Consider the following 26668-nt stretch of genomic DNA (forward strand, 5'->3'; position numbering starts at 1 on the left):
CGCGGCTACTCTGCTGGGCCGTTCGGGTGCAGCCCCGCCTCGAAGGCCGCCGTGCGCAGCACGTCCCGCAGCATCTCCGGGGTGAGGCGTCCGGTGAACGTGTTGCGCTGGCTGACGTGGAAGCAGCCGAACACGTCGAGGGGCTCCTGCTCCGGGCGTTCCGGGTCGCCCGCGAGCCGTACGTGCGCCCCGTGCCCGAACGTCGGGCGCGGCCTCGGCACCTGCCAGCCCGCGGCGGCGAAGGCGGGGAACGCGGCCTGCCAGCCGAAGCCGCCGAGCACGACGACCGCCCTGAGCGTCGGGGCGAGCAGCTTCAGTTCGCTCACCAGCCAGGAGCGGCACGTGTCGCGCTCCTCCGTGGTGGGCTTGTTGGCGGGCGGCGCGCAGTGCACGGGCGAGGTGATGCGGGTGCCGTACAGCGTCAGGCCGTCGTCGGCGCTCTCGGCCGTGGGCCGGGAGGCGAGGCCGACGTCGTACAGCGCCGGGTAGAGGAACGCGCCGGAGCGGTCGCCGGTGAACATGCGTCCTGTGCGGTTGGCGCCGTGCGCTGCGGGTGCGAGGCCGACGATGAGGAGCGCGGCGTCGTGCGGCCCGAAGCCGGGCACGGGCCGTCCCCAGTAGTCCCAGTCCTCGAAGGCAGCGCGCTTGGTGCGCGCCACCTCCTCGCGCCATGCGACGAGGCGGGGGCAGGCGCGGCACGCGGTGATCCGCTGGTCCAGTTCGCTCAGGCCGTCCATGCCCCCACCGTACGTACGTCCGTGCCCGCTTCCGCGCCGGGCCCGCTCAGGTCGCCACGGCCCCCAGCGCCACGAACCCGCAGATCAGCACGGCGAGAACGGCGAGGAGCGGCCACACGAACCGCAGGTACTTGTCGTAGCCGACCTTGGCGAGCGCCACGCCGCCGATGGTGACAGCCGTCGTCGGCACCCACAGGTTCATCCAGCCGCTGGCCGCCTGCCAGGCCGTCACGACGACCGCGCGCGGGACACCGGCGAAGTCGGCGAGCGGGGCGAGGATCGGCATGGCGAGCGTGGCGTGGCCGGAGGTGGAGGGGATCAGGAAGGCGAGCGGCAGGTTCACCAGGAAGACGATGACGGCGAAGAGCCCGGAGGACGTGCCCTTCACCACTCCTTCGATGGAGTGGAGCACGGTGTCCGTGATCCTCGAGTTGTTCATGATCGTCGTGACGCCGCGGGCGAGCAGGATGACCAGCGCGGGCGAGACGAAGTCGGCGGCGCCCTGGATGATCGTCGAGCTGAGCCGCTGCTCCCCCATGCGCGCGACGAGCCCGACGAGGACCGCGGCACCCAGGAAGAGCGCGGCCAGCTGCGGGAACGACCAGCCGAGTTCGAAGCCGTACGGTGTCGCGTCGGCCTTGCCCGTCAGCGCACTCGACCAGGGCACGACCGAGAAGATCATGAAGGCGAAGACGAGGCCCGTGGTGACGAGGACCGCCTGGTGCAGACCGGTGAGTTCGGGCACTTCGGAGGCGTCGTCGGAGGCCCGCTCGCGGTCCTGGTCGCGGTCCCGGTCGCCGGGCAGGAAGCCGGAGAGGGAGCGCTCGGGGTCGCGTCGGACGCGTTGTGCGTAGCGGATGACGTACGCGACGGTGACGCCGGTCAGCACGATCCACATGGCGGAGCGGAGGACGATGCCGTCGCCGAGCGAGATGCCCGCGGCGGACGAGGCGACGCCCGTCGCGAAGGGGTTCACCGTCGAGCAGAGCACGCCGACGCCCGCGCCGAGGATGATCACGCCGACCGCGGTCATGCGGTCGTACCCGAGGGCGAGCATCAGCGGCACGATCAGACCGTAGAAGCCGAGGGTCTCCTCGGCGAAGCCCTCGACCGTGCCGAGCAGCGAGAACACGACCATGACTCCGGCGATGAGCAGCGCTCCGCGCTCGCGCAGCCGGTGTGCGAGCCGTCCGATGCCGCGGTCGAGCGCGCCGGTCGCGAAGACGACGGTGATGAACGCGCCGATGGCGAGGACGAAGAGGACGACGCCGGCGCTGCCGTACAGCGATCCCGTGTTGTCGGGCGCGACCAGCGAGGTCTTCTCGTCCTGGATGCCGTAGAGCCCGTTGACGGGCGACAGGAAGAGGTCGTTGAGGCGGTCGACGAAGGACTGCCCGGAGTCGACGCGGTGGTAGCTGCCTTCTACGGGGGCGCCCGACTTGTTGCGGTCGTACTGTCCCGAGGGCACGAGGAAGGCGAGCAGCCAGACGGCGACGGTGACGACCGCGAGGACGGTCAGGGCGCTGGGAAAGGTGAACTTCGCCTTCTCGGGCGGCTTCTCCTGCGAAGGTGCCGGCGCGATACTCACGCGGCACCGCCTCCCGACGCTCCCGACTGCCCACCCTGCCCGCCGAAGCCGGCCGCGTACTCCCGTACGAAGGCGCACAGCGCGATGACCGTACCGCGCAGCTCCGAGAAGAGGACACGCTCGTTCGGGGCATGCAGATTGCACATGCTGTCCTGCGCCCCGAACAGCAGCACCTCGGCGCCGGGTGCCGCCTTCGCGAGCCCGTTGACGAGCGGAATGGACCCGCCGGTCGCCACGTACGAGGCGTCCTGCCCCCAGCCCTCCCGCAGCGCGGTGAGCGCGGCGCGGTGGGCGGGACCACCGGTGGCGGCCTCGAAGCCGGGCCCTGTGTCGCCGGGCGTGACCGTGAGCGGGACGCCGAAGGGCTTGAGGGAGCGCAGGTGCTCGACGAGCCTGTCCTGCGCCTCCCTCGGGTCCTGCCTCGGGTGGAAGCGGAGGTTGAGCTTGGCTCTCGCGCACGGCACCACGGCGGAGGCGGCGTGCTGCACGCTGGGTGCGTCCAGACCGATGACGGTGATCGCGGGCCCGCTCCACAGCCGCTCGCCGAGGCTGCCGCTGCCGACGAGCGGCACGTCCTCGCGGACGCCCGCGAGCGAGCGGAACTCCTCCTCGGTGTAAGAGGTGCCGGTCCACTCCTCGCGCCGCAGCCCTTCGACGGCGACGTCTCCGTGGACGTCGTGCAGGGTGGCGAGGGCCTTGAGGAGGACGAGCAGCGCGTCGGGTGCCGCCCCGCCGAACTCGCCGCTGTGGCGCGGCTCGTCGAGGGTGCGGACCTCGACGGTCACCTCGGCGGCGCCGCGCAGTCCGGTGGTGAGGGTGGGGGTGCCGGGACGCAGGTTGCCCAGGTCGGCGATGACCATGGCGTCACAGGAGAACCGCTCCGGGTCGGTGGGCGGATAGCCGTCGAAGGAGCTGCCGTACTCCTCCTGTCCCTCAATGACGATCTTGATCCCGACCGGTGGCCGACCCTCGTACGCCCGCACCAACCCGAGGTGCGCGATGACGTTGGACTTGTCGTCCGCGATGCCCCGGGCGCGCAGCCCGCCCTCGACCGGCGTGGGCTCGAAGGGCGGGGACGTCCAGAGGGAGGCGTCGCCGGGCGGCTGCACGTCGTAGTGGCCGTAGAGCAGGACGGTCGGCGCGTCCGGCGACGGAGGCGGGATCTCTCCGTAGACCACGGGGGCCGTGTCCGGCAGGTCGAGCCGCTCGACACGCGGGACACCGGCATCCCGCAGCAGCCCGGCCACCAGGTCGTGCGCCTCCTCGACCGGCCCCGCGGGGAACCCCGGGAACGCGATGGAAGGGATCGCGGCGAGCCGTTCCAGGTCGGCGCGGAGTCCGTCCATCAGACCGTCGACGGTGGCTTCGAAAGACGTCATGGACAGCACTCCCGGGAGTCGCGACCGATTTGATGCGATCAGTCCGAATTATCGGCGGCCCGGGTCAGCGGATTCCGGACGGCTCGCCGGGAGGCGGACATGCCACGCCGAAGCCGGACTAAGGTCGGCACATGGCTGCGGAGAGTTCAGGAGACGGCGGACAGGGAGCCGCGCCGGGCAACGGCCGGGGCGCCGGACCGAGCGGTGGTCCGGGTGCCGGGCAGGGCAGTGGTCCGGCGGGAGAGGGTTCCGTGCGCGTCGACGCATGGATCTGGTCGGTCCGGCTGGCCAAGACCCGCTCGGCAGGCGCCGCCGCGTGCAAGGGCGGCCACGTCCGGGTCAACGGGGACCGCGTCAAGCCGGCGTACGGCGTGCACGTGGGCGACGAGATCCGCCTGCGGCAGCCCGGCGGCCGGGAGCGGATCGTCGTCGTGAAGCGCCTCATCCGCAAGCGCGTCGGAGCGCCGGTCGCCGTCGAGTGCTACGTCGACAACTCGCCGCCCCCGCCGCCCCGCGAGGCGGTCGCCCCCGCGGGCATCCGGGACCGCGGCACCGGCCGCCCCACGAAACGCGACCGCCGCGAGATGGAGCGGCTGCGGGGAGCGGAGGGCTGAGGGACTGACGGCTAGAGGGCCACCGGGACGGCCCGCACCCACGTGCCGTCGTCCGTGAGGTACGCGTCGACCTTCAGGCCCGCCTCCGCGAGCGCCGTCTCGAACTGCTCCTTGTCGAGAGGTCTGGCCCGGAAGGTCTGGGTCCATTCGGCGTCCGGGAATATGTACTCCGCGCGCACCTCGTTCACGCCGTCGCCGACCGGCGTCGCCGACACGATCCGCACGGTGTAGCCGCCCGGGTCGACGCGCTCCCTCGGCAGGTTCGTGTGGTAGTCCGCGCCCTCCCGCTGGATCAGCACGCAGCCCTGTTCCGTGACGTGGTTCCGGCAGACGCGCAGCATCCCGCGCCGGACCGCCTCGTCGCCCGTGTGCACCAGGAACGACGCGAGCATCACCACGGGGAACTTCTCGTCCAGGTCGAGCTTCTCTATGGGGCTGCGGACCGTCCGCACCCCGCCGTCCAGCACGGCGACCTTCTCCAGCATCTCGGCGGACTCGTCCACGGCCGTCACCCGGAACCCGCGCTCCAGGAGCGGACGCGTCACCCGGCCCGCGCCGCAGCCCAGTTCCAGGATGTGCGCCCCGGCGGGCACCGCGGCTTCGATGACATCGGGCTCGTCCCCGACGGACAGGCGCGTGTACAGCTCGACCGCGCACCCGTCCGGCGTGATCGCACCGGGTCCTGTCCCCTCGTATCCCTCACGCATCTCCACGCTCATGCCCGCCCCAACGAAGCGTGTGGCGCGCCCGGTTCCCGTCGTCCGAGCCGTCCCGTCGGCTACAGCGGGAACCAGCCATGCCCCGTGTACCAGTGGCCGCCCGCCCGCAGATGGTCGCCGACGGCCCTCTCCACCCGCGTACGCCTGGGAAGTCCGGCCACGGGGAGGTCCCGGTCGCCGAAGACGAAGGCGACGGGGTCGCCGTCCGACGGCTCCTGCCCATACCCCGCCGCCGGGCGGAATCGCCGCTGGAAGCGGACGATGTTCGCATCGTCGGGCAGGTACGTCCGCAGTTGCGGGTCGAGCAGCCAGGAGTGACAGACGGCTGTCTCGAAACGTTCCTCGGGGAAGTGGCGGGCGAAGAACTCCCGCGCCATGGATATCGACCGGTCGCAGGCCTCGGGCGTCAACGCGCCCCGGAAATCGGTGATGTGGACGTTCAGGCAGAGGTCCCCCGGACCCGCCCGGTGCCCGGCCGCCGCGGTCGCACCGCCCATGCGCTCGCCCAGCACGGCACGCTGGAACTGCAACCGCCCCAACTGGTAGAGCTCGCCCCTGAAGTGCAGGCCGAGCCATTCCGGCACGAGGAGCCCCCGGCTGCCGCGCGCCCTGCGGTGGACCGCCAGATGGCGCCCGAGGTCGGCGAGGGTGCGCCGCGAGACGTCGTCGGGGACGCCACGGCCGCGGTGGTACGCACGCACGTGTTCCAGCGCCGCCACGTACACGTACACGAAGAAGCAGCGCCCGAGCTCACCCCACGCCTCGGGCAGCACGGGCGGTACGGGCAGTTGCCCGCCGACGACCTTCCCCGTGTCGCGCACGACGGCGTCCGCGCAGCGGTCGAGCAGCCAGCGCGCCTCCGGGTCCGCCCACAGCCGGTCGCGCAGCGCCACGAGCGGGTTGATGTCCTCGTGCGGCACGGCGAGGTCGAGGAGCACCTCCGGCAGGTCATCGGCGTCCGGAAGCACCGCGGTTGCCCGTGGCTCCCCCGCGCTCTCCAGGTCCCGCAGCCACGCGGCGAGGTTCTCGTCGGCCCTGAGCGCTTCCAGCACGTTCTCACCCTCTTTATCCTGTAAAGGAGGAGATGACCTCCATGATGCGTACAGGCAGTGAACCGGTGACCGCACGCAGTCCCCTGCGGATGCGTTTCTGGTTCAGCGTATGGGGCCTGGCCTGGGCCGTCTTCGGCACCGTGGCCTTCGCGCTCGCCGGCCGGACGGGGTGGGCCGCGGCGTGCGGGGCGCTGCTCGTCGTGGTCGCCGCCGACCTGGCGTGGGTCGTACACCGGATGCGGCAGGGCCCGCACTACCAGCCGGGCAGGGGCGTGCCGCCGTACGAACCACCGCACGCCCGGCAGCCACCGCACGCCCGGCAGCCACCGCACGCCCGGCAGCCACCGGACGCCCGGTAGCCATCAGGCACCCGCCGGCCATCGGACGCCGGTGGCACGCCGCTGCCGGCCTACTCCTCGTCGAAGCGGGCCGCCGCCAGGTACTCGGGCTGCGGATCGAGGGCGGCCGCGAGCCGGAAGTGGCGGCGCGCCTGCTCGGGCCGCGCGCCGCGTTCGTAGGTGCGGGCCAGCGCGAAGTGCGCGAACGCGTTGTCCGGCTCGCGCTCCAGGACGATGCTGAACTCCAGCTCGGCGGCGCGCAGTTGCGCGGCGGCGAAGAAGGCGCGGGCCCGCAGCAGACGGGCGGCCGTGTTCTCGGGGTGGGCGGCGATGACGGTGTCGAGCAGTTTCACCGCGCCGCGCGGGTCCCGGGCGGCAAGAAGCTGCTCAGCCGCCCTGAAGTCGATGACATGGGTCTCCGGGGTGATGTCGGGCACGCCGGGCTCCTTCCCTCACTCCCCCGCGTCAACGCCCGCCCCATCCCGGCCTATTCCGCCCGCGCGGGAACACGCGACGCGCCCCACGCACGCGTGACAATCTTCAGCTACCTCAGCACACGCGCGCGTGACGGTTCTTTCCTGCCTCAACCCACGCGCGCGACAGCCTCCGCCCGCCCCAGCCCAGCATCACCACGCGACTGCCCGCCGCCGGAACGGCCACTGCCACCGCCATCGCCGAGCCCGCCGCCACCGCTATGTGAGTGCTACGCGCGTGCCCGGCGTTCCAGGTCCGCCCAGACCTCGGCGACCCGTTCCGGGAGGCCTTCCAGCGGGCCGTCGTTGCCGATCACGATGTCGGCGATCTCCAGGCGCTTCTCGCGGGTGGCCTGGGCGGCCATCCGCGCGCGGGCGTCCTCCTCGCTCATGCCACGCAGCCGCACCAGGCGGTCCAACTGGGTGGCTGGGCTCGCGTCGACGACGATCACCAGGTCGTAGAGCGGGGCGAGGCCGTTCTCGGTGAGGAGGGGCACGTCGTGGACGACGACGGCGTCGGCGGACGCGGCCTGTTCGAGCTCGGCGGAGCGGGCGCCCACCAAGGGGTGCACGATCGCGTTGAGGGCGGCCAGCTTCCCGGCGTCCGCGAAGACGACCGCGCCCAGCTTCGGCCGGTCCAGCGAGCCGTCCGGAGCCAGGACGTCCTCGCCGAAGGTATCGACGACGGCCGCCAGACCGGGTGTTCCGGGCTCCACGACTTCCCGCGCGATCTTGTCCGCGTCGATCAGCACGGCTCCGGCCGCGACGAGCAGCCGCGACACCTCGCTCTTGCCGGCACCGATGCCGCCGGTCAGGCCAACTTTCAGCATGCCCGGAAGCTTAGGCCCTGGCCTTACGCGTCACGCGTCGCCCTCGCGCTCGGCGAGGAAGCGCTCGAAGTCACGGCCGATCTCGTCCGCCGACGGGATGTCCAGCGGCTCGGCGAGCATGTTGCCCCGCTCCTGCGCGCCCGCCGCCGCGTCGTACTGGTGCTCAAGTCCCTGGACGAGCGCGACGAGTTCCTCGTCGCCCTCCTGGATCTGCCGGTCGATCTCGGTCTGGGTCCGGTGCGCCTCGGTGCGCAGTCCGTGGGCGACGGTCGGCAGCACCAGGCCCGTCGCGCCCGTGATGGCCTCGAGGACTGTGAGGGCGGCGTCGGGGTACGCGGAGCGCGCGATGTAGTGCGGCACGTGCGCGGCGACGCCCAGCACGTCGTGGCCCGCCTCCAGGAGGCGGTACTCCACGAGGGACGCGGCGCTGCCCGGCACCTGCGCCTCGTCGAAGGGGCTTCTGTGGCCCGGCACCAGATCGGTGCGGTTGCCGTGCGGGGTGAGGCCCACGGGGCGTGTGTGCGGTACGCCCATGGGGATGCCGTGGAAGTTCACGGAGAGCCGCACGCCGAGCCGCTCCACGATCTGCTTGACGGCCGCCGCGAACCGCTCCCACTCGACGTCGGGCTCGGGTCCGGAGAGCAGCAGGAAGGGCGCGCCGGTGGCGTCCTGGACGAGGCGGACGTCGAGCGTCGGCACTTCGTAGTCGCTCCAGCGGTCGCGCCGGAAGGTGAGCAGCGGGCGGCGGGCGCGGTAGTCCACGAGCCGGTCGTGGTCGAACCTGGCCACCACCTGCCCGGGCAGGCTGTCCGTGAGCCGCTCGACGATCTGGTCGCCGGTTTCGCCCGCGTCGATGTATCCGTCGAAGTGGTAGAGCATGACAAGTCCGGCCGACTCCTGGGCGAGCGCCATGTCGACCACGGCGAGACCCTTCGGCTCCCATGCGTACAAACCCTGCGGATCAAGCACTGTGACCGCTCCTCCTCGTGTTCGTAGTGAAGAACACGCGCAGCGTCACGGGCATTCCCGGCCGTCCTTGCGCAGCGGCGGAGTTGAAGACCTGGTCCATACCTTGACGCGGACATGTCCCACCTCTACGTTCATAGGCACATCCAGCGTTCATGTACGAGAACGTACTCATGAACGCCCTCCGGACCCCGCCGACGGGAAGGCCACCCCCCATGCGCACCCGACGCCCGTTCCTCACCGCCCTGTTCGCCACGACGGCCACCACGGCACTCCTGGTCGCACCCTCCGCCGCGACCGCGTCACCCGCCCCCGCGCGGACCATCGACGTCTCCACCGCCGCCGAACTGAAGGCGGCGCTCAGCGACGCCTCCCCCGGCGACACGATCCACCTCGCCGACGGAACGTACTCCGGGAACTTCAAGACCTCCGTGGCGGCGAGCGCCAACTCCCGCATCACGCTGACCGGTTCGCCCAGGGCAGTACTCAGGGCAGGCGGCGGCTACGGCCTCCACCTGAACGGTGCCGCGTACTGGACGGTGAAGGGCATCACCGTCACGGGCGGCCAGAAAGGCATCATGATCGACTCCGCACGCGGCGTCGTCGTGGACACCGTCACGGTCCACGGCCTCGACATGGAGGGCGTCCACTTCCGCAAGTCGAGCAGCGACGGCGTCATCAGGAACTCGCGGATCCACGACACGGGCAACGATGGCCGGGGCATGGGAGAGGGAGTCTACGTAGGCACCGCCAACACGCTCTCGGACAAGAGCGACCGCGTGCAGATCCTCGGCAACACGATCGGTCCGGACGTGGGTGGCGAGGCGGTCGACCTCAAGGAGGGCACGACGGGCGGCAAGGTCTCGGGCAACACGTTCGACGGCAGGGGCCTGACCGGCAACCACTACGACGACTCGTGGATCGACGTGAAGGGCAACAACTACGCCATCGAGAACAACACGGGCAAGAACACCACGAACAACGGCTACGAAACCCACTCCCAGCAGTCCGGCTGGGGCTGCGGCACGGTCTTCCGCGCCAACAGGTCCACCCTGACGGGCGCCACGGGAGACAAGCAGTTGGCGATCAACGTGACGAACCACAGCACGTCGTGCAGGACGACGGTGTACGCGAGCAACACGGTGACGGGCGGCAGAGGCTTGACGAATGTCGCGGTGACTCCGTAGCGGGCCTGAGACGAGTCCCGCGGGGACGAGCTCTTCAGGGGCGCGGGAAACTGCGCGACCAGCCCCCACGGACCCGCACTGCGAGAACAACGACGGGCCCGCGTCCCCCCGGAGGGGGACGCGGGCCCGCAGCGTCACTCAGCTACGCCCAAGGGCGAGCTTCAGCTCTGGCCACCCGCGAGCTTCTCACGGAGCGCGGCGAGCGCCTCGTCGGAAGCAAGGGCGCCGGAGTTGTCGTCCGACTCCGAGGAGTACGAACCGCCGCCACCGGTACCGGCGGACGGGGCCGCGCCGGCCGGAGCCGCCGCACCCTCGGCCTCGGCCTGGGCGTCCGCCTCGCGGGACTTGATGACCTGGGCCTGGTGCTGCTCGAAGCGCTGCTGCGCCTCGGCGTACTGACCCTCCCAGGCCTCACGCTGCGACTCGAAGCCCTCGAGCCAGTCGTTCGTCTCGGGGTCGAAGCCCTCGGGGTAGATGTAGTTGCCCTGGTCGTCGTAGGACGCGGCCATGCCGTACAGGGTCGGGTCGAACTCGACGGCCGACGGGTCGGCGCCGAAGGACTCGTTGGCCTGCTTCAGCGACAGCGAGATCCGGCGACGCTCGAGGTCGATGTCGATGACCTTGACGAAGATCTCGTCGTTGACCTGGACGACCTGCTCCGGGATCTCCACGTGGCGCTCGGCCAGCTCGGAGATGTGGACCAGGCCCTCGATGCCCTCGTCGACGCGCACGAACGCACCGAACGGAACGAGCTTGGTGACCTTACCGGGAACGACCTGCCCGATCTGGTGCGTGCGGGCGAACTGCTGCCACGGGTCTTCCTGCGTCGCCTTGAGCGACAGGGAGACACGCTCGCGGTCCATGTCCACGTCGAGAACCTCGACGGTGACTTCCTGGCCGACCTCGACAACCTCGGAGGGGTGGTCGATGTGCTTCCAGGAGAGCTCGGAGACGTGGACGAGACCGTCGACGCCGCCGAGGTCCACGAACGCACCGAAGTTGACGATCGAGGAAACGACGCCGGAGCGGACCTGGCCCTTCTGCAGGGTCGTGAGGAAGGTCTGGCGGACCTCGCTCTGGGTCTGCTCGAGCCAGGCACGGCGGGACAGGACCACGTTGTTGCGGTTCTTGTCCAGCTCGATGATCTTGGCCTCGAGCTCCTTGCCCACGTAGGGCTGAAGGTCGCGGACGCGGCGCATCTCGACGAGGGAGGCCGGCAGGAAGCCACGGAGGCCGATGTCGAGGATGAGACCACCCTTGACGACCTCGATGACGGTACCGGTGACGATGCCGTCTTCTTCCTTGATCTTCTCGATCGTGCCCCAGGCACGCTCGTACTGAGCGCGCTTCTTGGACAGGATCAGACGGCCTTCCTTGTCCTCCTTCTGGAGAACCAGGGCCTCGATCTCGTCACCGACGGCGACGACCTCGTTCGGGTCGACGTCGTGCTTGATGGAGAGCTCGCGGCTGGGGATGACGCCTTCGGTCTTGTAACCGATGTCGAGCAGGACCTCGTCCCGGTCGACCTTCACGATGACGCCGTCGACGATGTCGCCGTCGTTGAAGTACTTGATCGTCTCGTCGATCGCGGCGAGGAAGGCTTCCTCGTTACCGATGTCGTTGACCGCTACCTGCGGAGTGGTGGCGGTGGTCTCGGTGCTGCTCGTCATGTGGGAAAGGGCTCCGGTACGGACATTGAAGTCGTAGGTACTGCAACGCCGGAGCCGATTTCGCACTCTGTAGAAGCCGGACAGCCTTGGAAGCGCGACTTCCGCGAAACGGAAGGCGCCTCGACAACCGAGGGGACATACAACAGACGCGAGCGCAGCCTGCTATGTCTGAGGAGCGCAGGCTCGCAGCGCAACTTGTAGCATACGGGGGCAGCCGGACAGGGTCAATGCGCGAAGGCGCACACCCGGGGCGGATCGCCGCATACCCGGCACAAAACCTGTCGCATGAGGCCACACGGGCCGAACCGCGCCCCCTTCGCGACGAGGTTCGACGGAAGACACGGAAGAGTACGACGATGGAGCCGATCATCCAAGAGTCCGAGCTGCCCGAGCCCGAAGCGACCCGGCGTGACGCGAACGTCACGGAGAGCAGCCGCGCGAACCGCGGCTGGTGGGACCGGAACGCCGACGAGTACCAGATCGAGCACGGCACGTTCCTCGGGGACGACCGCTTCGTGTGGGGTCCCGAGGGGCTCGACGAGGTGGAGGCCGAGCTGCTCGGTCCGCCGGAGGAACTCAAGGGCAAGGACATCCTGGAGATCGGCGCCGGCGCCGCGCAGTGCTCCCGCTGGCTGGTCTCGCAGGGCGCCAGGCCGGTGGCTCTCGACCTCTCGCACCGCCAGCTCCAGCATGCCCTGCGGATCGGCGGAAACGTTCCCCTGGTGCAGGCCGACGCCGGAGTGCTCCCCTTCAAGGACGGCTCCTTCGACCTGGCCTGCTCCGCCTACGGAGCGCTGCCCTTCGTGGCCGATCCCGTGCTCGTCCTCAAGGAGGTGCGGCGCGTGCTGCGGCCCGGCGGCCGCTTCGTCTTCTCCGCGACGCACCCGATCCGCTGGGCGTTCCCGGACGAGCCGGGCCCGGAGGGCCTCTCCGTGGCGGCCTCCTATTTCGACCGCACTCCTTACGTGGAGCAGGACGAACAGGGCAACGCCGTCTACGTGGAGCACCACAGGACGATCGGCGACCGCGTGCGGGACATCGTGGGCGCCGGGCTCCGCCTCGTCGACATCGTGGAGCCGGAGTGGCCCGCCTGGAACACCCAGGAGTGGGGCGGCTGGTCCCCGCTGCGGGGAAACCTGATCCCGGGGACGGCCATCTACGTGTGCGTACGAGACTGAGTACGTGACCGGACTCCGTAACGAAGCGCTGGACCTGCCTGTACGCGACGCGCTGCCCGCCCTCCGGTCCGCTCTGGAGGGGCCGGGCAGCGCCGTGCTGTGTGCCCCGCCGGGGACGGGCAAGACGACGCTGGTGCCGCTGGACCTGGCCGGGCTGCTCGACGCCTCGCGGGGTCCGCGCCGCGTCGTCGTCGCCGAGCCGCGGCGGATCGCCGCGCGCGCGGCGGCCCGGCGGATGGCGTGGCTGCTCGGCGAGAAGGTGGGCGACAGCGTCGGCTACACCGTGCGCGGTGAGCGCGTGGTGGGCCCGCGCACGCGCGTGGAGGTCGTCACGACCGGTGTCCTGCTGCAACGGCTCCAGCGCGACCAGGAGCTGGTCGGCGTCGACGTGGTCATCCTCGACGAGTGCCACGAGCGGCATCTGGACGCGGACACCGTGGCGGCGTTCCTGGTGGACGTGCGGGCGGCGCTGCGGCCCGAGCTGCGTCTGGTGGCGGCGTCCGCGACGACCGACGCGGAGGGCTGGGCGCGGCTCCTCGGGGACGCGCCCGTGGTGGAGGCAGTCGGAACCGCGCACCCCGTGGAGGTGGTGTGGGCACCGCCGCCGCGTACGGTGCGGCCGCCGCACGGGATGCGGGTGGATCCCGCGCTGCTGTCCCATGTGGCGTCGGTGGTGCGGCGGGCGCTGGCCGAGCGGGACGGGGACGTCTTGTGTTTCCTGCCCGGGGTCGGCGAGATCGCGCGGGTCGCCGGGCAGCTGTCGGACCTCGGCGGTGTGGAGGTGCTTCAGGTGCACGGGCGGGCGCCCGCGGCGGTGCAGGACGCGGCGCTCGCCGGATCGGCGGGCCGGCGCGTGGTCCTTGCGACGTCGGTGGCCGAGTCGTCGTTGACGGTGCCCGGTGTGCGGGTGGTCGTGGACTCGGGGCTCGCGCGGGAGCCGCGGGTGGACCACGCGCGCGGGCTGAGCGCGCTGGCGACGGTGAGGGCCTCGCAGGCGGTGGGGCGGCAGCGGGCGGGGCGTGCCGGGCGTGAGGCACCGGGGGCCGTGTACCGGTGCTGGGCGGAGGCCGAGGACGGGCGTCTGCCGCGTTTTCCCGCGCCGGAGATCAAAGTGGCCGACCTCGCGGCGTTCGCGCTCCAGGCGGCCTGCTGGGGCGATCCTGACGCCTCCGGGCTCGCGCTCCTCGACCCCCCGCCGGGCGGCGCGATGGCGGCGGCCCGCGAGGTCCTGGCGGCGGTCGGCGCGGTGGACGCGGGCACCGGGCGGGCGACGGAGCGGGGAACGCGGATGTCCCGGGTGGGACTGCATCCCCGCCTCGCGCGGGCGCTCCTGGACGCGGCTCCCGTCGTCGGTGCCCGGCGGGCGGCGGAGGTGGTGGCGCTCCTGAGCGAGGAGCCGCCCCGCGAGTACGGGGACGACCTCGCGGCCGCGTGGCGGACCGCGCGGCAGGGTGGCGACGGCTACGCGGCGCGCTGGCGCAAGGAGGCTCGGCGTCTCGCGTCGGCTGTCGAGGGCCGGGGGCGCGCCGCCGCCCCCGATCCCGCGGACCCGGACTCCGGCAGTGGTGGCCGGCCCTTCCGAGGTGACGACCGGGTCGCCGGGACGGTCGCGGCGCTCGCGTTTCCCGAGCGGGTGGCACGGGCCGTGGGCGGCGGCGTGTATCTGATGGCCGGCGGCACCCGTGCCGAGGTGCGTCAGGGGTCCGCGCTGGCGGGCTCGGAGTGGGTCGGCGTCGCCGTGGCCGACCGTCCGGTGGGCGCGGGGCACGCGCGCGTGCTGCTCGGCGGGCACATCGACGAGGACGTGGCGCGTGACGCGGCGGCCCCGCTGTGCTCCGAGGGCGACGAGGTGGCGTGGAGCGGCGGTGACGTCGTGGCGCGGCACGTGGAGCGGCTCGGCGCGATCGAGCTGGCGGTGCGCCCCTTGAAGGAGTCCGCTCCCCGGCTGGTGCGCGAGGCGCTGCTGGCCGGGCTGCGGGAGGAGGGGACAGGCCTCCTGAAGTGGTCGCGTGGCGCGCGGGAGCTGCGGGAGCGGCTCGCGTTCCTGCACCGGCACCTCGGGGCGCCCTGGCCCGACGTAGCGGAGGGCGCGCTCCACGCGCGCGTGGACGAGTGGCTGGAGCCGGAGCTCTCCCGGTCGGCGCGCCGGGCCGACCTGGGGCGCATCGACGCCGGGCAGGCGCTGGGGCGGCTGTTGCCGTGGGCGACGGGCGAGGCGACGCGTCTCGACGCGCTCGCTCCCGAGCGCATGGAGGTGCCGAGCGGGTCCAGGATCCGGATCGACTACGCGGATCCCGAGCAGCCGGTCCTCGCCGTGAAGCTGCAGGAGATGTTCGGCCTCGCCGAGACCCCGCGCATCGCGGACGGCGCGGTCCCCGTCGTCGTCCACCTCCTGTCCCCCGCTGGGCGCCCCGCTGCCGTCACCGCCGACCTGGCGTCCTTCTGGCGGTCCGGCTACCGCGCGGTCCGCGCCGACCTGCGCGGCCGCTACCCGAAGCACCCATGGCCTGAGGACCCGGCGACGGCCGAGCCGACCCGCTACACGAAGGCCAGGCAGGCCGCGCGGGGCTCCGAGAGCTGAGATCCTCCGGGGGATCAGGCGTTGACCGGCTGTGGTGCGGGGTCGGTCTCCGCGGTGGGCGCCGGATCGCCCGGCCTGCGGCTGCGGGCCTCCAGCCAGAGGGAGAGGGCCAGCAGGAGGATGCCGAGGCCGAGGAAGCCCCAGGGGAGGTACGAGGTCAGCAGGAGGACGAGGACGCGCTGGGACTTGACCAGGTCGACGGTGTCCTCGATGTAGTCCTCGCGCATCTTCACGTGCCCGGAGAAGACGGTGACCTTGTCCCGGTCGCCGAGGAGGGTGCCGCCGCGGAGCTCGTTGTTCTGGATCTCCTCTCCGTAGACGGGCGCTCCGGTGGTGGGTTCGACCCAGAACTTGCGGACGGTGGTGTACCAGCGGGTGGTGCCCGTCCTGGCGAGGGACTCCGGAGTGATGCCTTTGACGGGCATCGTCTTCGGGAAGGGCACTTTGGTCCAGGGGATGGTCTGCTCGAAGTAGTAGACCTCCAGGCCGCGGAAGTTCTGGGTGCCCTTGTAGTGGATGGGGCGGGTGATGCGTGCCTGTGCGTCGAAGTACTCGTAGTCCCGCTTCTCGGTGAGGAAGGGCCACTTGAACTCGATGCCCTCGCGTTTGACGGGGTCCCCGTCGACCGCTTCTCCCGTGGCGTGGACGGGTTCCTGGCTGTGCGCGTCGAAGATGTAGCGCTCGGGGATCTTGGAGACCATCTTGCCGTCGGCGTCCTGGACGTAGGAGAGGGCGTCCCAGACGACGACGTCGCGGTCCGCGGTCTTCTCGATCTTCTCGGAGGCCTCGACGTTGCCCTTGAGCGTCTGCACGATGGTGACTTTGTCGATCTTCTTGGCCTTCATGGAGCCGTAGTCGATGAGGGTCGGGTCGTCCGCCTCAAGGACCGCCTCCTGGTACTGGCTCGGCGGGATCTTCGCGAGCCGCGGAAAGGCGTACCAGCGCATGAGCGGGGACATGGCCGTGCAGAACACGGCGAAGGCGAGCAGGACGAGGCTGGCCTTGCGGCGCATCGCTGCGGCCCTCCCTACGTCTATGGGTGCTTGGGGACAGTGGTGAGGAGCGGCTCGGGGGACGTCTCACCCGGTGGGGCGCCGATCGCCGTGATGGTCAGGACCAGGGCGAGCGCGGCGGCGAGACCTGCGGCGGCGGCGATGAGAGCGCGCATGCGGGGCCTCCCGATTCGGCGTACGGCCGGAACTGATAGGGCGTCAGGCCGGGCACCGTAGCAACGGACGGGTGAGATGAGAACACGTTGCACAACACAGGACCGCCTCTCCGCCGTGGTGGGCGGAGGGGCGGTCCTGTGGAGTCGCGGAGCGGCCCGGGTGGGCCCGTCCGGTCAGGCGCCGGGCGACGCGCTCGTGGAGGCGCTCGGCGACGCGCCGGGCGAGGCACCGGCGTCGGCGGAATCCGACGGCGACGGCGTCGCGTCGGGCTCCGCCGCGGTCACCTTCAGCTCGACGGTCAGCGTGGCGCCGCCCTCCGTGACGACGCGCAGCAGGTACGTGCCGGCCGCGCCGTCCGCGTACATCTTCGGGAGCTTCAGCACGCCGTTGGCGTTGGTCTTCAGACCCGTCAGGGTGCGCAGCGGCTTGCCGTCCGCGCCCTTGAAGTACGGGCCCTTGTCGTTGGCGGACGCGTCCGTCGCCGACTTGATCATCGTGGCGGTCGCCGCGACGCCGTCCGCGACCTTGCCCTTGTGCGTCGCCCTGACCTCGACCTGGTCGGCGAACTCCTTGTCCGTCTCGCAGACGAGCGCCTTGTCGCTGGTCCTGGCGAGTGCGTCGGCGACGCGGGCGAGGGTCTGCGCCGCGAAGTCGACGCGGGACGCCGCCTTGCCCGGGACCCGGGCCTGCACGACGAACTGGCCGGCCTTCTGCCCCGCCTTCAGCACCGGCGCGGTGGCCTTGCCCTGCGCGTTCGTGGTGACGGTGACACTGCGCACGCCGCCCTCGAAGCGGGCGTCCGTGTCGCCGGACACGGTGAACCGCACCTTCACCTTGGGCACGGACGCGCCCGACTCGGTCAGGGCGCGCACCGCGACGCGTTCGCCGAAGGCGTTGCCCGTCTTCGCGACGAGGTCGCCCGTCCCGGCGTTGGCCAGCATGTCGACGTCCGCGGGCGTGGGCTTCTGCGAACCGCCGTTGCCCGGCGGCGTCGGCTTGGTGCTGCCGCCGCCGTTGTTGCCCGGCTTGTCGTCGCCGGAGCCGGGCCGCGGCTTCGGCTTGGACGACGGCGAGTTCGACGGGGTCGGGTCCGGACGCAGGCCCGGGTAGCGGGTGTCGCTGCGGTCGTCCGGCAGGGCTCCCGTGCCGTCGGGGATCTCGTGGGTGCCCTTGCGGTAGTACTCCAGCCACGACAGGACCGTGTTCAGGTACTCCGTCGACCGGTTGTAGCTCAGGATCGCCTTGTGCAGGTCGTCCTCGTCGGACAGGTCACGGTCGTTCGCGCACAGGTAACGGCCCGCGGCGAGGGCCGCGTCGTAGATGTTGTTGGGGTCCTTCGCGCCGTCGCCGTTGCCGTCCTGGCCCCAGGTCGCCCACGTCGACGGAATGAACTGCATCGGGCCGACGGCACGGTCGTGCGTGGTGTCCCCGTCGTACGCGCCCTTGTCGGTGTCGGTGATCTTCGCGAAGCCGTTGCCGTTCAGGGGCGGGCCGAGGATCGGCTTGATCGTCGTGCCGTTCGCGTCGACGCGGCCGCCGCGGGCCTGGCCGGACTCCACCTTGCCGATGGCGGCGAGGAGTTGCCAGGGCAGGTTGCAGCCCGGCTTGTCCTTGTTGAGGGCCGCTTCGGCCTTCTTGTACGCGTCGAGGACCGTGGCCGGAACGCCCGCCTCCTGCTTTGTGTTTCCACCGTTCGGCGGGACGGGGCTCTTCAGGTCCGGCAGGTCGGTGTAGTAGGGGGAGTCGCCGGTCGCGGAGTCACCGGACGGCGGCGGGGTGTCGGCGGCGCCCGCCGCCGGACCCTCACGTCCCACGTCCGTCACGCCCGGCGCCTGCGACGCGGCGAGGGCCGCCACCGCCGCCGCGGCCACCGCGGCGGTCACCGTTCCTCTGCGCAGCCGCCTGCCGATTACCGGCGCCATGACCGAGTCACCCCTCCCCATTGACGACTGTTGCGCGTCGCCCCACCCCCGGTGCACGCTGCTTTCGCACGCGCGTGCTCTCAGTGGATCGACTCAGCCGACACTACGACAACTTCACGCGCCCAGGCACCCGTTCGTGCCCGGTTTTTACCGGTTGGCCAGACCGCCGCGACAGGTCTGTTACGCAGCGGGGTCCCAGGTCTCCCCCTCCGGCTCGACCGAGCCGTCCGGGACCTCGCTGATCTCGCTCTCCGGGGTCAGCCCCTGCCCGGCGGACCGGCCCTTGTTCAGACCGCGGTGGACGGCCTGCGCGACGCGCTCGATGGTCCGCACGCCGTACGCCATCGACGGGTTCCCGTGGCTGAGCACGACGATCCGGTACGTCCGTCTCCCGCCCTTGAACACACCGACGCTGTGCACGCGCCAGCCGAGGGTCGCGCGGGGCAGCCAGCCGTTCTTGAGGTGCGCACGGACACCGTGCGGCATGCCTGCGGGCACCCCCCAGCGCTGGTCGCGCCGCACGTCGGCCATCTGCCGCAGGCCGTATGCGCGCGCCCACTCCTTCAGTACGTCACGTGCGCGGCCATCCCCCGTCAGCACGCCGAGGAGCCGCATCTGGTCGGCCGCGGTGGTCCGGGTCAGGCCCCAACGGCCGTACGGACCCGGCGTGGTGGCCGTCGTGCCGACGCGGCGCAGGAAACGGGAGAGGTAGGGGTGACCGAGGTCGTTCCAGAGCCGGCTCGCCGCGTTGTTGTCCGACGTGGTGATCATGGGGCGGATGCGGCGGCGTTCCCACGCGGTGAGGTTGCGGCTCCACTCCTGCGCGCGGCGCAGCGCGGCCTCCATCATCAGGACCTTGGTGACGCTCGCCGCGTCGTAGCGCCGGTTCGCAGCGAGGGCGCAGGCGAGTCCGGTGCGGGTGTCGTGGACGGACACGGAGACACTGCCCGCCCTGGACGACAGCGCCGCCCGGATGTCCTCGGACATCCGGGCGGCGAGTGCACGGTCCTGGCCCGCCGTGCAGAGAGGGGCGCTGCCGCCGTCTTGGGGGCGGCTGGCCTCGGCGGCGGTGACGGGTATGGGAGCCAGGAGAACCGTGGTGAGCGCCGCGGCGAACGCTGCGCGGGGCTTTCGCAGGTGAGGAGCCATGCGGTCATCCTGACCCTCGGGGGGTCGGGGGGCGTCCCCTTGGGGGCCACGTGGGTGAGGGCCGGTTCTCGACTGCGGGTGCGTCGTGGCCGGTCGCGCGGTTCCCCGCGCCCCTGACTCGTCCACCTGGGAATCACTTGTCCGTCCCGCGTCCCGGGCTGGAGCGCCATGGCCCACCCAGGGGCGCGGGGAACTGTGCGACAAGCCACAGCGGGCCCGCAGTCGAAAGCACACCCCGGGGAGCGGACCCGCGCCCGGATCCGCTCCCCGGCCCGGGAGGGCTAGTGCGCCGCGGATTCCCAGTTCGGCCCGACCCCCACCGACACGTCCAACGGCGCCCGGAGCGACACCGCCCCCGCCATCTCCCTCCGGACCAGCTCCTCCACCTTCGCCCGCTCGCCCGGAGCGATCTCCAGGACGATTTCGTCGTGGACCTGGAGCAGCATCCGGGAGTCCAGCTTCGCCTCGGTCAGCGCCCCGTGGACGTTCAGCATCGCGATCTTGACGATGTCCGCAGCCGTGCCCTGGATCGGCGCGTTCAGAGCCATCCGCTCGGCCATCTCGCGCCGCTGGCGGTTGTCGCTGTTGAGGTCCGGCAGGTAGCGCCGACGGCCGAGCATCGTCTCCGTGTAACCCGTGGCGCGGGCCTCATCGACCGCGCGGCGGAGGTAGTCGCGCACCCCACCGAACCGTTCGAAGTACGTGTCCATCAGCGCGCGGGCCTCGCCCGCCTCGATGTTCAGCTGCTGAGACAGACCGAACGCGGACAATCCGTACGCCAAGCCGTACGACATCGCCTTGATCTTGCGCCGCATCTCCGCGTCGACATCCGAACCGTCCACGCCGAACACCTGGGAGGCGACGGTCGTGTGCAGGTCCTCGCCGGAGGAGAACGCCTCCAGGAGGCCCTCGTCCTCGGAGAGGTGCGCCATCACGCGCAGTTCGATCTGGCTGTAGTCCGCCGTCATGAGCGACTCGAAGCCCTCGCCGACCACGAAGCCGCGGCGGATCGCGCGGCCCTCGTCCGTGCGGACGGGGATGTTCTGCAGGTTGGGGTCCGTGGAGGAGAGCCGGCCCGTCGCCGCCACCGTCTGGTTGAACGTGGTGTGGATACGGCCGTCCGCCGCGGTCGTCTTGATCAGGCCCTCGACCGTCACGCGCAGCTTCGCCTGCTCGCGGTGGCGCAGCATGATGACCGGCAGTTCGTTCTCGGTCTGCGCCGCGAGCCACGCCAGCGCGTCCGCGTCCGTGGTGTACCCCGTCTTCGTCTTCTTCGTCTTGGGGAGGTTCAGCTCACCGAAGAGGACTTCCTGCAGCTGCTTGGGCGATCCCAGGTTGAACTCGTGGCCCGCCGCCGCGTGCGCCTCCTTCACGGCCTGCTGCACCGCACCCGCGAACTGCTGCTCCATGGCCTGCAGATGCTCGCGGTCCGCCGCGATGCCGTGCCGCTCCAGACGGGCCAGGAGCGCGGACGTCGGCAGCTCGATGTCCGTGAGGAGGTCGCTCGCGCCGACCTCCCTCAGCTTCTCGCCGAACGCGGTGCCGAGGTCGAGGATGGTGCGGGCCTGCGACATCAGGGAGTCGGCCTCGGCCCGGTCGTCCTCCTCCGTACCGAAGGCGAGCTGCCCGTCGGCCGCCGAGGCGGGGGCCAGCTCACGGCCCAGGTACTCCAGGGACAGCGCGTCCAGTGCGAACGAGCGACGGCCCGGCTTCACCAGGTACGCGGCGAGTGCCGTGTCCATGGTGACGCCCGCCACCGACCACCCGTGCTCGGGGAAGACGCGCATGACCGCCTTGGCGTTGTGCAGCACCTTCGGCTTCGTCGGGTCGGCGATCCACGCGGCGAACGCGTTCTCGTCGGCCTCGTCCAGGGTCGCCGGGTCGAACCAGGCGGCCGCCCCGCCGGCCGCGGCGAGCGCCACCTCGGTGACCGTGCCCGTACCGAGCTGCCATGTGTCGACCGTGGCCAGACCCAGGACCGCCTTGCCGTGCTCCGCCAGCCACGGCGCGAGCTCACCCGCGCCGAGCACCGAACCGTCCAGCTCCACACCCGGCTCCGCCGGGGCCTGCTCGGCCTCCGCCGCGCCCGGGTCGACGGCGAGCAGCCGCTCCCGCAGTGACGGATTGCGGATCTCCAGGGTGTCCAGGACCATCGCCAGCGCCGTACGGTCGTACGGAGCGCGCTCCAAGTCCGCGACGGTCTTGGGCAGTTCGACGTCACGCACCATCTCGGTCAGCACACGGTTCAGCTTGACCGACTCCAGGTGGTCGCGGAAGTTCTGCCCCGCCTTGCCCTTGACCTCCTCGGCACGCTCGACCAGCTCGGCGAACGAACCGAACTGGTTGATCCACTTCGCGGCCGTCTTCTCACCCACACCGGGGATGCCGGGCAGGTTGTCCGACGGGTCGCCGCGCAGCGCCGCGAAGTCGGGGTACTGACTCGGGGACAGCCCGTACTTCTCCTGGACCTTCTCCGGCGTGAAACGCGTCAGCTCCGACACGCCCTTCGTCGGATACAGCACCGTCACGTGGTCCGTGATCAGCTGGAACGAGTCACGGTCACCCGTGACGATCAGCACGTCAAAACCGGCCGCCTCCGCCTGCGTGGCCAGCGTGGCGATCACGTCGTCCGCCTCGAACCCGTCGACCGCGAACCGCACCGCGTGCATCGCGTCGAGCATCTCGCCGATCAGCTCGACCTGGCCCTTGAACTCGTCGGGGGTCTTGGAACGGTTCGCCTTGTACTCCGGGAACTCCGTGGACCGCCACGTCTTGCGCGACACGTCGAACGCCACCGCGAAGTGCGTGGGCGACTCGTCGCGCAGCGTGTTCGCCAGCATCGACGCGAAGCCGTAGATCGCGTTCGTCGGCTGGCCCGTCGCGGTCGTGAAATTCTCCGCGGGCAGCGCGAAGAACGCCCGGTACGCCAGGGAGTGCCCGTCCATGAGCATCAGGAGCGGGCGCCGCTCACCACCGGCCTGACCGGCCTTCGCCGCCGCGGTCTCGGACTTCTTCTTCGCTGCTGTTTCTGCCACGTCCCCGATCCTGCCACGCCCCACTGACACTCCGGCTCCACCCGGCCCCGGCCCCCCGCGATGTCACCGGCGCGTGGGAGGATCGGAGACGTAGCTCACGTACGTGCTCGAAGGGGAGCCGACCATGGCAAGCAAGCCGCCCAAGGGCGATCCGGTCCAGGACGCGCCGCAGGTCGACGAGGTCCAGCACGCCGCCGCCGGCCTGCCCGCCATCGGTCACACCCTGCGCATCGCACAGCAGCAGATGGGCGTGCGCCGCACCGCCCTCACCCTGCTCCGCGTCAACCAGAAGGACGGCTTCGACTGCCCCGGCTGCGCCTGGCCCGAGCCGGACCACCGCCACAAGGCGGAGTTCTGCGAGAACGGCGCGAAGGCCGTCGCCGAGGAAGCCACCCTGCGCCGCGTCACCCCCGACTTCTTCGCCGCGCACCCCGTCGCGGACCTCGCCACCCGCAGTGGGTACTGGCTGGGCCAGCAGGGTCGCCTCACCCACCCCATGTACCTCGCGGAGGGCGCCGAGCGGTACGAGCCCGTGTCCTGGGACCGGGCGTTCGACATCATCGCGGAGGAGATCGCCGCCCTCGGCTCCCCCGACGAGTCCGTCTTCTACACCTCCGGCAGGACCAGCAACGAAGCCGCGTTCCTGTACCAGCTGTTCGCCCGCGAGCTCGGCACGAACAACCTCCCCGACTGCTCGAACATGTGCCACGAGTCGTCCGGCTCCGCACTCACCGAGACCATCGGCATCGGCAAGGGCAGCGTCCTCCTGGAGGACCTCTACCAATCGGACCTGATCATCGTCGCCGGGCAGAACCCCGGCACGAACCACCCGCGCATGCTCTCCGCCCTGGAGAAGGCCAAGAACAACGGCGCGAAGATCATCACGGTCAATCCGCTGCCCGAAGCGGGCATGGAACGCTTCAAGAACCCGCAGACCCCCAAGAGCATGCTCAAGGGCACCGCCCTCACCGACCTCTTCCTGCAGATCCGCCTCGGCGGCGACCAGGCCCTCTTCCGCCTCCTCAACAAACTCATCCTGGAGACCGAGGGCGCCGTCGACGAAGAGTTCGTCCGCGAGCACACCCACGGCTACGAGGACTTCGCCGCCGCCGCACGGGCCGCCGACTGGGACGACACCCTGCGTGCCACCGGCCTCGACCGCGCACGCATCGAAGAAGCACTGCGCATGGTCCTCGCCTCCAAGCGCACCGTCGTCTGCTGGGCCATGGGCCTCACCCAGCACAAGCACTCCGTGCCCACCATCCGCGAAGTCGTCAACTTCCTCCTGCTGCGCGGCAACATCGGCCGCCCCGGCGCCGGCGTCTGCCCCGTCCGCGGCCACTCCAACGTGCAGGGCGACCGCACCATGGGCATCTTCGAACGCCCCGCCCCCGCCTTCCTCGACGCCCTGGAGAAGGAGTTCGGCTTCGCACCGCCCCGCCACCACGGCCTCGACGTCGTCCGCGCCATCCGCGCCCTCCGCGACGGCGACGCCAAGGTGTTCTTCGCCATGGGCGGCAACTTCGTCTCCGCGTCCCCCGACACCGACGTCACCGAGGCCGCGATGCGCCGCGCCCGCCTCACCGTGCACGTCTCCACGAAACTCAACCGCTCCCACGCCGTCACCGGCGCCCGCGCCCTCATCCTGCCCACCCTCGGCCGCACCGAGCGCGACCGCCAGGCGAGCGGCGAGCAGGTCGTCACCGTCGAGGACTCCATGGGCATGGTCCACGCCTCCCGCGGCCGCCTGGAACCCGCGAGCAAGCAGCTCCTCTCCGAACCCGCCATCGTGTGCCGCCTCGCCCGCCGCGTCCTCGGCGACACGTCCCGCACACCGTGGGAGGAGTTCGAGAAGGACTACGCCTCCGTACGCGACCGCATCGCGCGCGTGATCCCCGGCTTCGAGGACTTCAACGCGAAGATCGCCCGGCCCGGCGGATTCGCCCTGCCCCACGCCCCCCGCGACGAACGCCGCTTCCCCACCGCCACCGGCAAGGCCAACTTCACCGCAGCCCCGGTCGAGTACCCGGCCGTCCCGAAGGGACGGCTGCTGCTCCAGACCATCCGCTCCCACGACCAGTACAACACCACCATCTACGGCCTCGACGACCGCTACCGCGGCATCAAGAACGGCCGCCGCGTCGTCCTCGTCCACCCCGACGACGCGGCCGACCTCGGCCTCGCCGAAGGAACGTACGCCGACCTCGTCAGCGAGTGGCAGGACGGCGTGGAGCGCCGCGCCCCCGGCTTCCGCGTCGTGCACTACCCCACAGCACGCGGCTGCGCTGCCGCGTACTACCCGGAAACCAACGTCCTGGTGCCGCTCGACTCCACCGCGGACACCAGCAACACCCCTGCCAGCAAGTCCGTCGTCGTCCGCCTGGAACAATCGGCCGTCGACTGAGCGTTTGCTCAGCGACAGGTGCGACGACGAACGAACGGAGCCCCGCCCCATGGGTGAGCAGCACAGCGTGAAGTTCCCGCAGGAAGTCCTCGACGAGTACGCATCGCTCGGGGTCGACCTGCCCTCCCTGTTCTCCGCCGGACACCTCGGCACCCGCATGGGCGTGCAGATCCTCGAAGCCGCCGCCGAGCGCGTCGTCGGCACCATGCCGGTCGAGGGCAACACCCAGCCGTACGGGCTCCTCCACGGCGGCGCGTCGGCGGTGCTCGCGGAGACCCTCGGCTCGGTCGGCGCGATGCTCCACGGCGGCGCGCAGAAACTGGCCGTCGGCGTCGACCTGAACTGCACGCATCACCGCGGTGCCCGCTCCGGCCTCGTCACCGGCGTCGCGACGCCCGTGCACCGGGGCCGCTCCACGGCGACGTACGAAATCGTGATCACCGACGAGCACGACAAGCGGGTGTGCACGGCGCGCCTCACATGCATGCTGCGGGACGCACAGAGCGCCGCCGGCTGACCCGGCGCGGCCCCGAGCGAGGGGAAGCCGAGGGCGAGCACATTGTCGGAGCGGGTGACTCCGGTCTAGCGTCTCTTCATGAGGCACCGGATACCGCTCTGTGCGCTCGCCCTCGCCGCCCTCACCGCCCTCACCGCCCTCACCGCCATCGCCGGATGCGGTGACTCCGGAACCGCCGAACCGGACACGGCCCGCAGCCCCTCCCAGGGCTCCACCTCCCCCGCCGACCTGTGCACCACGATCATCACCAAGTGGGCGCAGACGATCTACGACTCCGGGGACAAGACCTACGGCGACTACCAGTCGATGGGCCTGTCCAACGGGCAGTACCTCATCCTGCGCGACATCCTCGACGCCGCACGCGCCGAGCGACGGCGTGAAACAGCCGCCGCCGGACGAGAGTTGATCGCCCGCCAGGCACGCGAGCGGTGCGCCGAGCGGCACCGCGACGGCGGTCCCAGCGGCGGGCCGTGGACATGATGGCCATCGGACCGGTCGAGCCGGGCGAGGACACCTACGACCACGAGACCACACCCCCTCGCAGCACCCGGCCACGCCCGCCCCGGTTCCGCCGCACCACCCTCGCCGCCACCACGGCCGCGCTCATCGGCGCCGCCGCGATCGCCTTCCACGTGACGCGACCGGAACCGCCACCCCCAGCGCCCCCGCCGTGGCCGTCACAGAGCGTCTCCGTGACGTACGAGGGCGACATGTCCCGCCCGCGCGTCGGGGACCGCACCTTCACCTTCGCCGTCGCGTTCACGCAGGAGTCGGGACCGCCCGCGACCGTCCGCCGGGTCGCCCAGCCATCCGCGGCCCTTTCGGTCAGCACAGCCCCTCTCACCCCTTTCGAGCTCAAATCGGGATCACCCCGGAAGTTGATCATTACGATGCACATTCGCGAATGCGGAGAAGTGCCGCGGAACGCAGGACTCCCTTTCCTGGAAGTAACACTGCGTAATGTGCGCGCAATGGAGAAGCAGAGTTACATCCTGGGTCCGGAATACGCGAATGATCTTTCCGCCGCCCTGACGGCCGCATGCCCACGAACACCACTGTCATGAGTCAAACCACATAACAGTCCTGCAAGTTGCCCTGCGGATTCTCAGCATGCGGATACGTCTAGATCCACCGAACAAGGCCATATTCAGCCCCAACCG

General features: G+C 71.2%; 23 protein-coding genes. 8 read left to right on the forward strand and 15 right to left on the reverse strand.

Features of this window, described 5'->3' with window-relative positions:
• Nucleotides 1–5 precede the first annotated feature (5 nt).
• From DEJ47_RS08920 to DEJ47_RS08930, 3 genes are read right to left on the reverse strand one after another with little or no spacing between them, the layout of a single operon-like run.
• On the reverse strand, nt 6–737 hold the full coding sequence (locus DEJ47_RS08920; RefSeq protein WP_150166621.1) for a uracil-DNA glycosylase: 732 nt from the start codon (nt 735–737) through the stop codon (nt 6–8).
• A 46-nt stretch (nt 738–783) separates the two neighbouring features.
• On the reverse strand, nt 784–2325 hold the full coding sequence (locus DEJ47_RS08925) for a YfcC family protein (RefSeq protein WP_223828282.1): 1542 nt from the start codon (nt 2323–2325) through the stop codon (nt 784–786).
• Complete coding sequence (locus DEJ47_RS08930; RefSeq protein WP_150166623.1) at nt 2322–3704, reverse strand: M20/M25/M40 family metallo-hydrolase; 1383 nt, start codon at nt 3702–3704, stop codon at nt 2322–2324. Before DEJ47_RS08930 ends, DEJ47_RS08925 begins: the two co-directional genes overlap by 4 nt.
• A 131-nt stretch (nt 3705–3835) precedes the next feature.
• Here DEJ47_RS08930 and DEJ47_RS08935 point away from each other — a divergent pair, with 131 nt between their 5' ends.
• Nucleotides 3836–4318, forward strand: a complete 483-nt coding sequence (locus DEJ47_RS08935) for an RNA-binding S4 domain-containing protein (protein WP_150166625.1) — start codon at nt 3836–3838, stop codon at nt 4316–4318.
• An 11-nt stretch (nt 4319–4329) separates the two neighbouring features.
• Here DEJ47_RS08935 and DEJ47_RS08940 read toward each other — a convergent pair whose 3' ends face one another.
• Both DEJ47_RS08940 and DEJ47_RS08945 read right to left on the reverse strand, forming a co-directional pair.
• On the reverse strand, nt 4330–5025 hold the full coding sequence (locus DEJ47_RS08940; protein ID WP_150175514.1) for a class I SAM-dependent methyltransferase: 696 nt from the start codon (nt 5023–5025) through the stop codon (nt 4330–4332).
• A 71-nt stretch (nt 5026–5096) separates the two neighbouring features.
• A complete protein-coding gene (locus DEJ47_RS08945) occupies nt 5097–6005 on the reverse strand; it encodes an acyltransferase domain-containing protein (RefSeq protein ID WP_150175515.1) in 909 nt (302 codons plus the stop codon).
• 149 nt (nt 6006–6154) lie between these two features.
• Here DEJ47_RS08945 and DEJ47_RS08950 point away from each other — a divergent pair, with 149 nt between their 5' ends.
• Complete coding sequence (locus DEJ47_RS08950) at nt 6155–6448, forward strand: DUF6343 family protein (RefSeq protein WP_398333279.1); 294 nt, start codon at nt 6155–6157, stop codon at nt 6446–6448.
• A 50-nt stretch (nt 6449–6498) separates the two neighbouring features.
• Here DEJ47_RS08950 and DEJ47_RS08955 read toward each other — a convergent pair whose 3' ends face one another.
• The 3 genes from DEJ47_RS08955 to DEJ47_RS08965 form a co-directional block, all read right to left on the reverse strand.
• Nucleotides 6499–6864 carry a tetratricopeptide repeat protein gene (locus DEJ47_RS08955; protein ID WP_150166627.1) on the reverse strand — a complete coding sequence of 122 codons (366 nt, stop codon included), beginning with the start codon at nt 6862–6864 and terminating at the stop codon, nt 6499–6501.
• Nucleotides 6865–7130: 266 nt separating this feature from the next.
• Nucleotides 7131–7730 (reverse strand): dephospho-CoA kinase, encoded by a 600-nt coding sequence (coaE, locus tag DEJ47_RS08960; protein ID WP_150166629.1) that lies wholly within the window; start codon nt 7728–7730, stop codon nt 7131–7133.
• A 30-nt stretch (nt 7731–7760) separates the two neighbouring features.
• Nucleotides 7761–8699 carry a PAC2 family protein gene (locus DEJ47_RS08965; RefSeq protein ID WP_150166631.1) on the reverse strand — a complete coding sequence of 313 codons (939 nt, stop codon included), beginning with the start codon at nt 8697–8699 and terminating at the stop codon, nt 7761–7763.
• A 212-nt stretch (nt 8700–8911) separates the two neighbouring features.
• On the opposite strand from DEJ47_RS08965, the gene DEJ47_RS08970 reads away from it, so the two are divergent.
• Nucleotides 8912–9883, forward strand: coding sequence for a right-handed parallel beta-helix repeat-containing protein (locus DEJ47_RS08970; RefSeq protein ID WP_150166633.1), 972 nt, complete (start codon nt 8912–8914; stop codon nt 9881–9883).
• Nucleotides 9884–10044: 161 nt separating this feature from the next.
• On the opposite strand, the gene rpsA is transcribed toward DEJ47_RS08970, so the two are convergent.
• Nucleotides 10045–11553: a 30S ribosomal protein S1 gene (gene rpsA / locus DEJ47_RS08975; protein ID WP_150166635.1), complete on the reverse strand. Its 1509-nt coding sequence runs from the start codon at nt 11551–11553 to the stop codon at nt 10045–10047.
• A gap of 227 nt (nt 11554–11780) precedes the next feature.
• On the opposite strand from rpsA, the gene DEJ47_RS08980 reads away from it, so the two are divergent.
• Both DEJ47_RS08980 and hrpB read left to right on the forward strand, forming a co-directional pair.
• Entirely contained in the window at nt 11781–12731 is a 951-nt protein-coding gene (locus DEJ47_RS08980; protein ID WP_150166637.1) for a class I SAM-dependent methyltransferase, read from the forward strand.
• Nucleotides 12732–12735: 4 nt separating this feature from the next.
• A complete protein-coding gene (hrpB, locus tag DEJ47_RS08985) occupies nt 12736–15312 on the forward strand; it encodes an ATP-dependent helicase HrpB (RefSeq protein WP_150166639.1) in 2577 nt (858 codons plus the stop codon).
• Between the two features lie 14 nt (nt 15313–15326).
• Here hrpB and DEJ47_RS08990 read toward each other — a convergent pair whose 3' ends face one another.
• The 5 genes from DEJ47_RS08990 to polA all read right to left on the reverse strand — a co-directional run bounded on the left by DEJ47_RS08990 (nt 15327) and on the right by polA (nt 22503).
• The gene (locus tag DEJ47_RS08990) at nt 15327–16325 is read right to left on the reverse strand and encodes a DUF3068 domain-containing protein (protein ID WP_150166641.1); all 999 of its coding nucleotides are present in this window, start codon (nt 16323–16325) and stop codon (nt 15327–15329) included.
• Nucleotides 16326–16345: 20 nt separating this feature from the next.
• Nucleotides 16346–16480, reverse strand: coding sequence for an SPW_0924 family protein (locus DEJ47_RS08995; protein WP_150166643.1), 135 nt, complete (start codon nt 16478–16480; stop codon nt 16346–16348).
• Nucleotides 16481–16654: 174 nt separating this feature from the next.
• Nucleotides 16655–18403 carry a lytic murein transglycosylase gene (locus tag DEJ47_RS09000; protein ID WP_150166645.1) on the reverse strand — a complete coding sequence of 583 codons (1749 nt, stop codon included), beginning with the start codon at nt 18401–18403 and terminating at the stop codon, nt 16655–16657.
• A gap of 180 nt (nt 18404–18583) precedes the next feature.
• Nucleotides 18584–19552 carry a serine hydrolase gene (locus tag DEJ47_RS09005; protein WP_150166647.1) on the reverse strand — a complete coding sequence of 323 codons (969 nt, stop codon included), beginning with the start codon at nt 19550–19552 and terminating at the stop codon, nt 18584–18586.
• Between the two features lie 281 nt (nt 19553–19833).
• A complete protein-coding gene (gene polA / locus DEJ47_RS09010; RefSeq protein ID WP_202456478.1) occupies nt 19834–22503 on the reverse strand; it encodes a DNA polymerase I in 2670 nt (889 codons plus the stop codon).
• Nucleotides 22504–22711: 208 nt separating this feature from the next.
• Between polA and DEJ47_RS09015 the strand changes: the two genes are divergently transcribed.
• From DEJ47_RS09015 to DEJ47_RS09025, 3 genes are all read left to right on the forward strand, one after another.
• The gene (locus tag DEJ47_RS09015) at nt 22712–24991 is read left to right on the forward strand and encodes an FdhF/YdeP family oxidoreductase (RefSeq protein ID WP_150166651.1); all 2280 of its coding nucleotides are present in this window, start codon (nt 22712–22714) and stop codon (nt 24989–24991) included.
• A gap of 49 nt (nt 24992–25040) precedes the next feature.
• Complete coding sequence (locus DEJ47_RS09020; RefSeq protein WP_150166653.1) at nt 25041–25508, forward strand: PaaI family thioesterase; 468 nt, start codon at nt 25041–25043, stop codon at nt 25506–25508.
• Between the two features lie 78 nt (nt 25509–25586).
• Nucleotides 25587–25988 carry a hypothetical protein gene (locus tag DEJ47_RS09025; RefSeq protein ID WP_150166655.1) on the forward strand — a complete coding sequence of 134 codons (402 nt, stop codon included), beginning with the start codon at nt 25587–25589 and terminating at the stop codon, nt 25986–25988.
• A 34-nt stretch (nt 25989–26022) separates the two neighbouring features.
• Here the strand turns inward: DEJ47_RS09025 and DEJ47_RS36360 are convergent, their stop codons facing one another.
• Nucleotides 26023–26340: a hypothetical protein gene (locus DEJ47_RS36360; RefSeq protein ID WP_161235152.1), complete on the reverse strand. Its 318-nt coding sequence runs from the start codon at nt 26338–26340 to the stop codon at nt 26023–26025.
• Between the last annotated feature and the right edge of the window lie 328 nt (nt 26341–26668).

Source organism: Streptomyces venezuelae (assembly GCF_008642355.1).
Taxonomy (GTDB): Bacteria; Actinomycetota; Actinomycetes; order Streptomycetales; family Streptomycetaceae; genus Streptomyces; species Streptomyces venezuelae_B.

What these genes read in the sequence shown, in the direction of transcription:
- DEJ47_RS08920 (WP_150166621.1), bottom strand. Translation starts at nt 737, where the DNA reads ATGGACGGCCTGAGCGAACTGGACCAGCGGATCACCGCGTGCCGCGCC.
- DEJ47_RS08930 (WP_150166623.1), bottom strand. Translation starts at nt 3,704, where the DNA reads ATGACGTCTTTCGAAGCCACCGTCGACGGTCTGATGGACGGACTCCGC.
- DEJ47_RS08935 (WP_150166625.1), top strand. Translation starts at nt 3,836, where the DNA reads ATGGCTGCGGAGAGTTCAGGAGACGGCGGACAGGGAGCCGCGCCGGGC.
- DEJ47_RS08940 (WP_150175514.1), bottom strand. Translation starts at nt 5,025, where the DNA reads ATGCGTGAGGGATACGAGGGGACAGGACCCGGTGCGATCACGCCGGAC.
- coaE (WP_150166629.1), bottom strand. Translation starts at nt 7,730, where the DNA reads ATGCTGAAAGTTGGCCTGACCGGCGGCATCGGTGCCGGCAAGAGCGAG.
- DEJ47_RS08970 (WP_150166633.1), top strand. Translation starts at nt 8,912, where the DNA reads ATGCGCACCCGACGCCCGTTCCTCACCGCCCTGTTCGCCACGACGGCC.
- rpsA (WP_150166635.1), bottom strand. Translation starts at nt 11,553, where the DNA reads ATGACGAGCAGCACCGAGACCACCGCCACCACTCCGCAGGTAGCGGTC.
- DEJ47_RS08980 (WP_150166637.1), top strand. Translation starts at nt 11,781, where the DNA reads ATGCGCGAAGGCGCACACCCGGGGCGGATCGCCGCATACCCGGCACAA.
- DEJ47_RS08990 (WP_150166641.1), bottom strand. Translation starts at nt 16,325, where the DNA reads ATGCGCCGCAAGGCCAGCCTCGTCCTGCTCGCCTTCGCCGTGTTCTGC.
- DEJ47_RS08995 (WP_150166643.1), bottom strand. Translation starts at nt 16,480, where the DNA reads ATGCGCGCTCTCATCGCCGCCGCCGCAGGTCTCGCCGCCGCGCTCGCC.
- DEJ47_RS09000 (WP_150166645.1), bottom strand. Translation starts at nt 18,403, where the DNA reads ATGGCGCCGGTAATCGGCAGGCGGCTGCGCAGAGGAACGGTGACCGCC.
- DEJ47_RS09005 (WP_150166647.1), bottom strand. Translation starts at nt 19,552, where the DNA reads ATGGCTCCTCACCTGCGAAAGCCCCGCGCAGCGTTCGCCGCGGCGCTC.
- polA (WP_202456478.1), bottom strand. Translation starts at nt 22,503, where the DNA reads ATGCTCATGGACGGGCACTCCCTGGCGTACCGGGCGTTCTTCGCGCTG.
- DEJ47_RS09015 (WP_150166651.1), top strand. Translation starts at nt 22,712, where the DNA reads ATGGCAAGCAAGCCGCCCAAGGGCGATCCGGTCCAGGACGCGCCGCAG.
- DEJ47_RS09020 (WP_150166653.1), top strand. Translation starts at nt 25,041, where the DNA reads ATGGGTGAGCAGCACAGCGTGAAGTTCCCGCAGGAAGTCCTCGACGAG.
- DEJ47_RS09025 (WP_150166655.1), top strand. Translation starts at nt 25,587, where the DNA reads ATGAGGCACCGGATACCGCTCTGTGCGCTCGCCCTCGCCGCCCTCACC.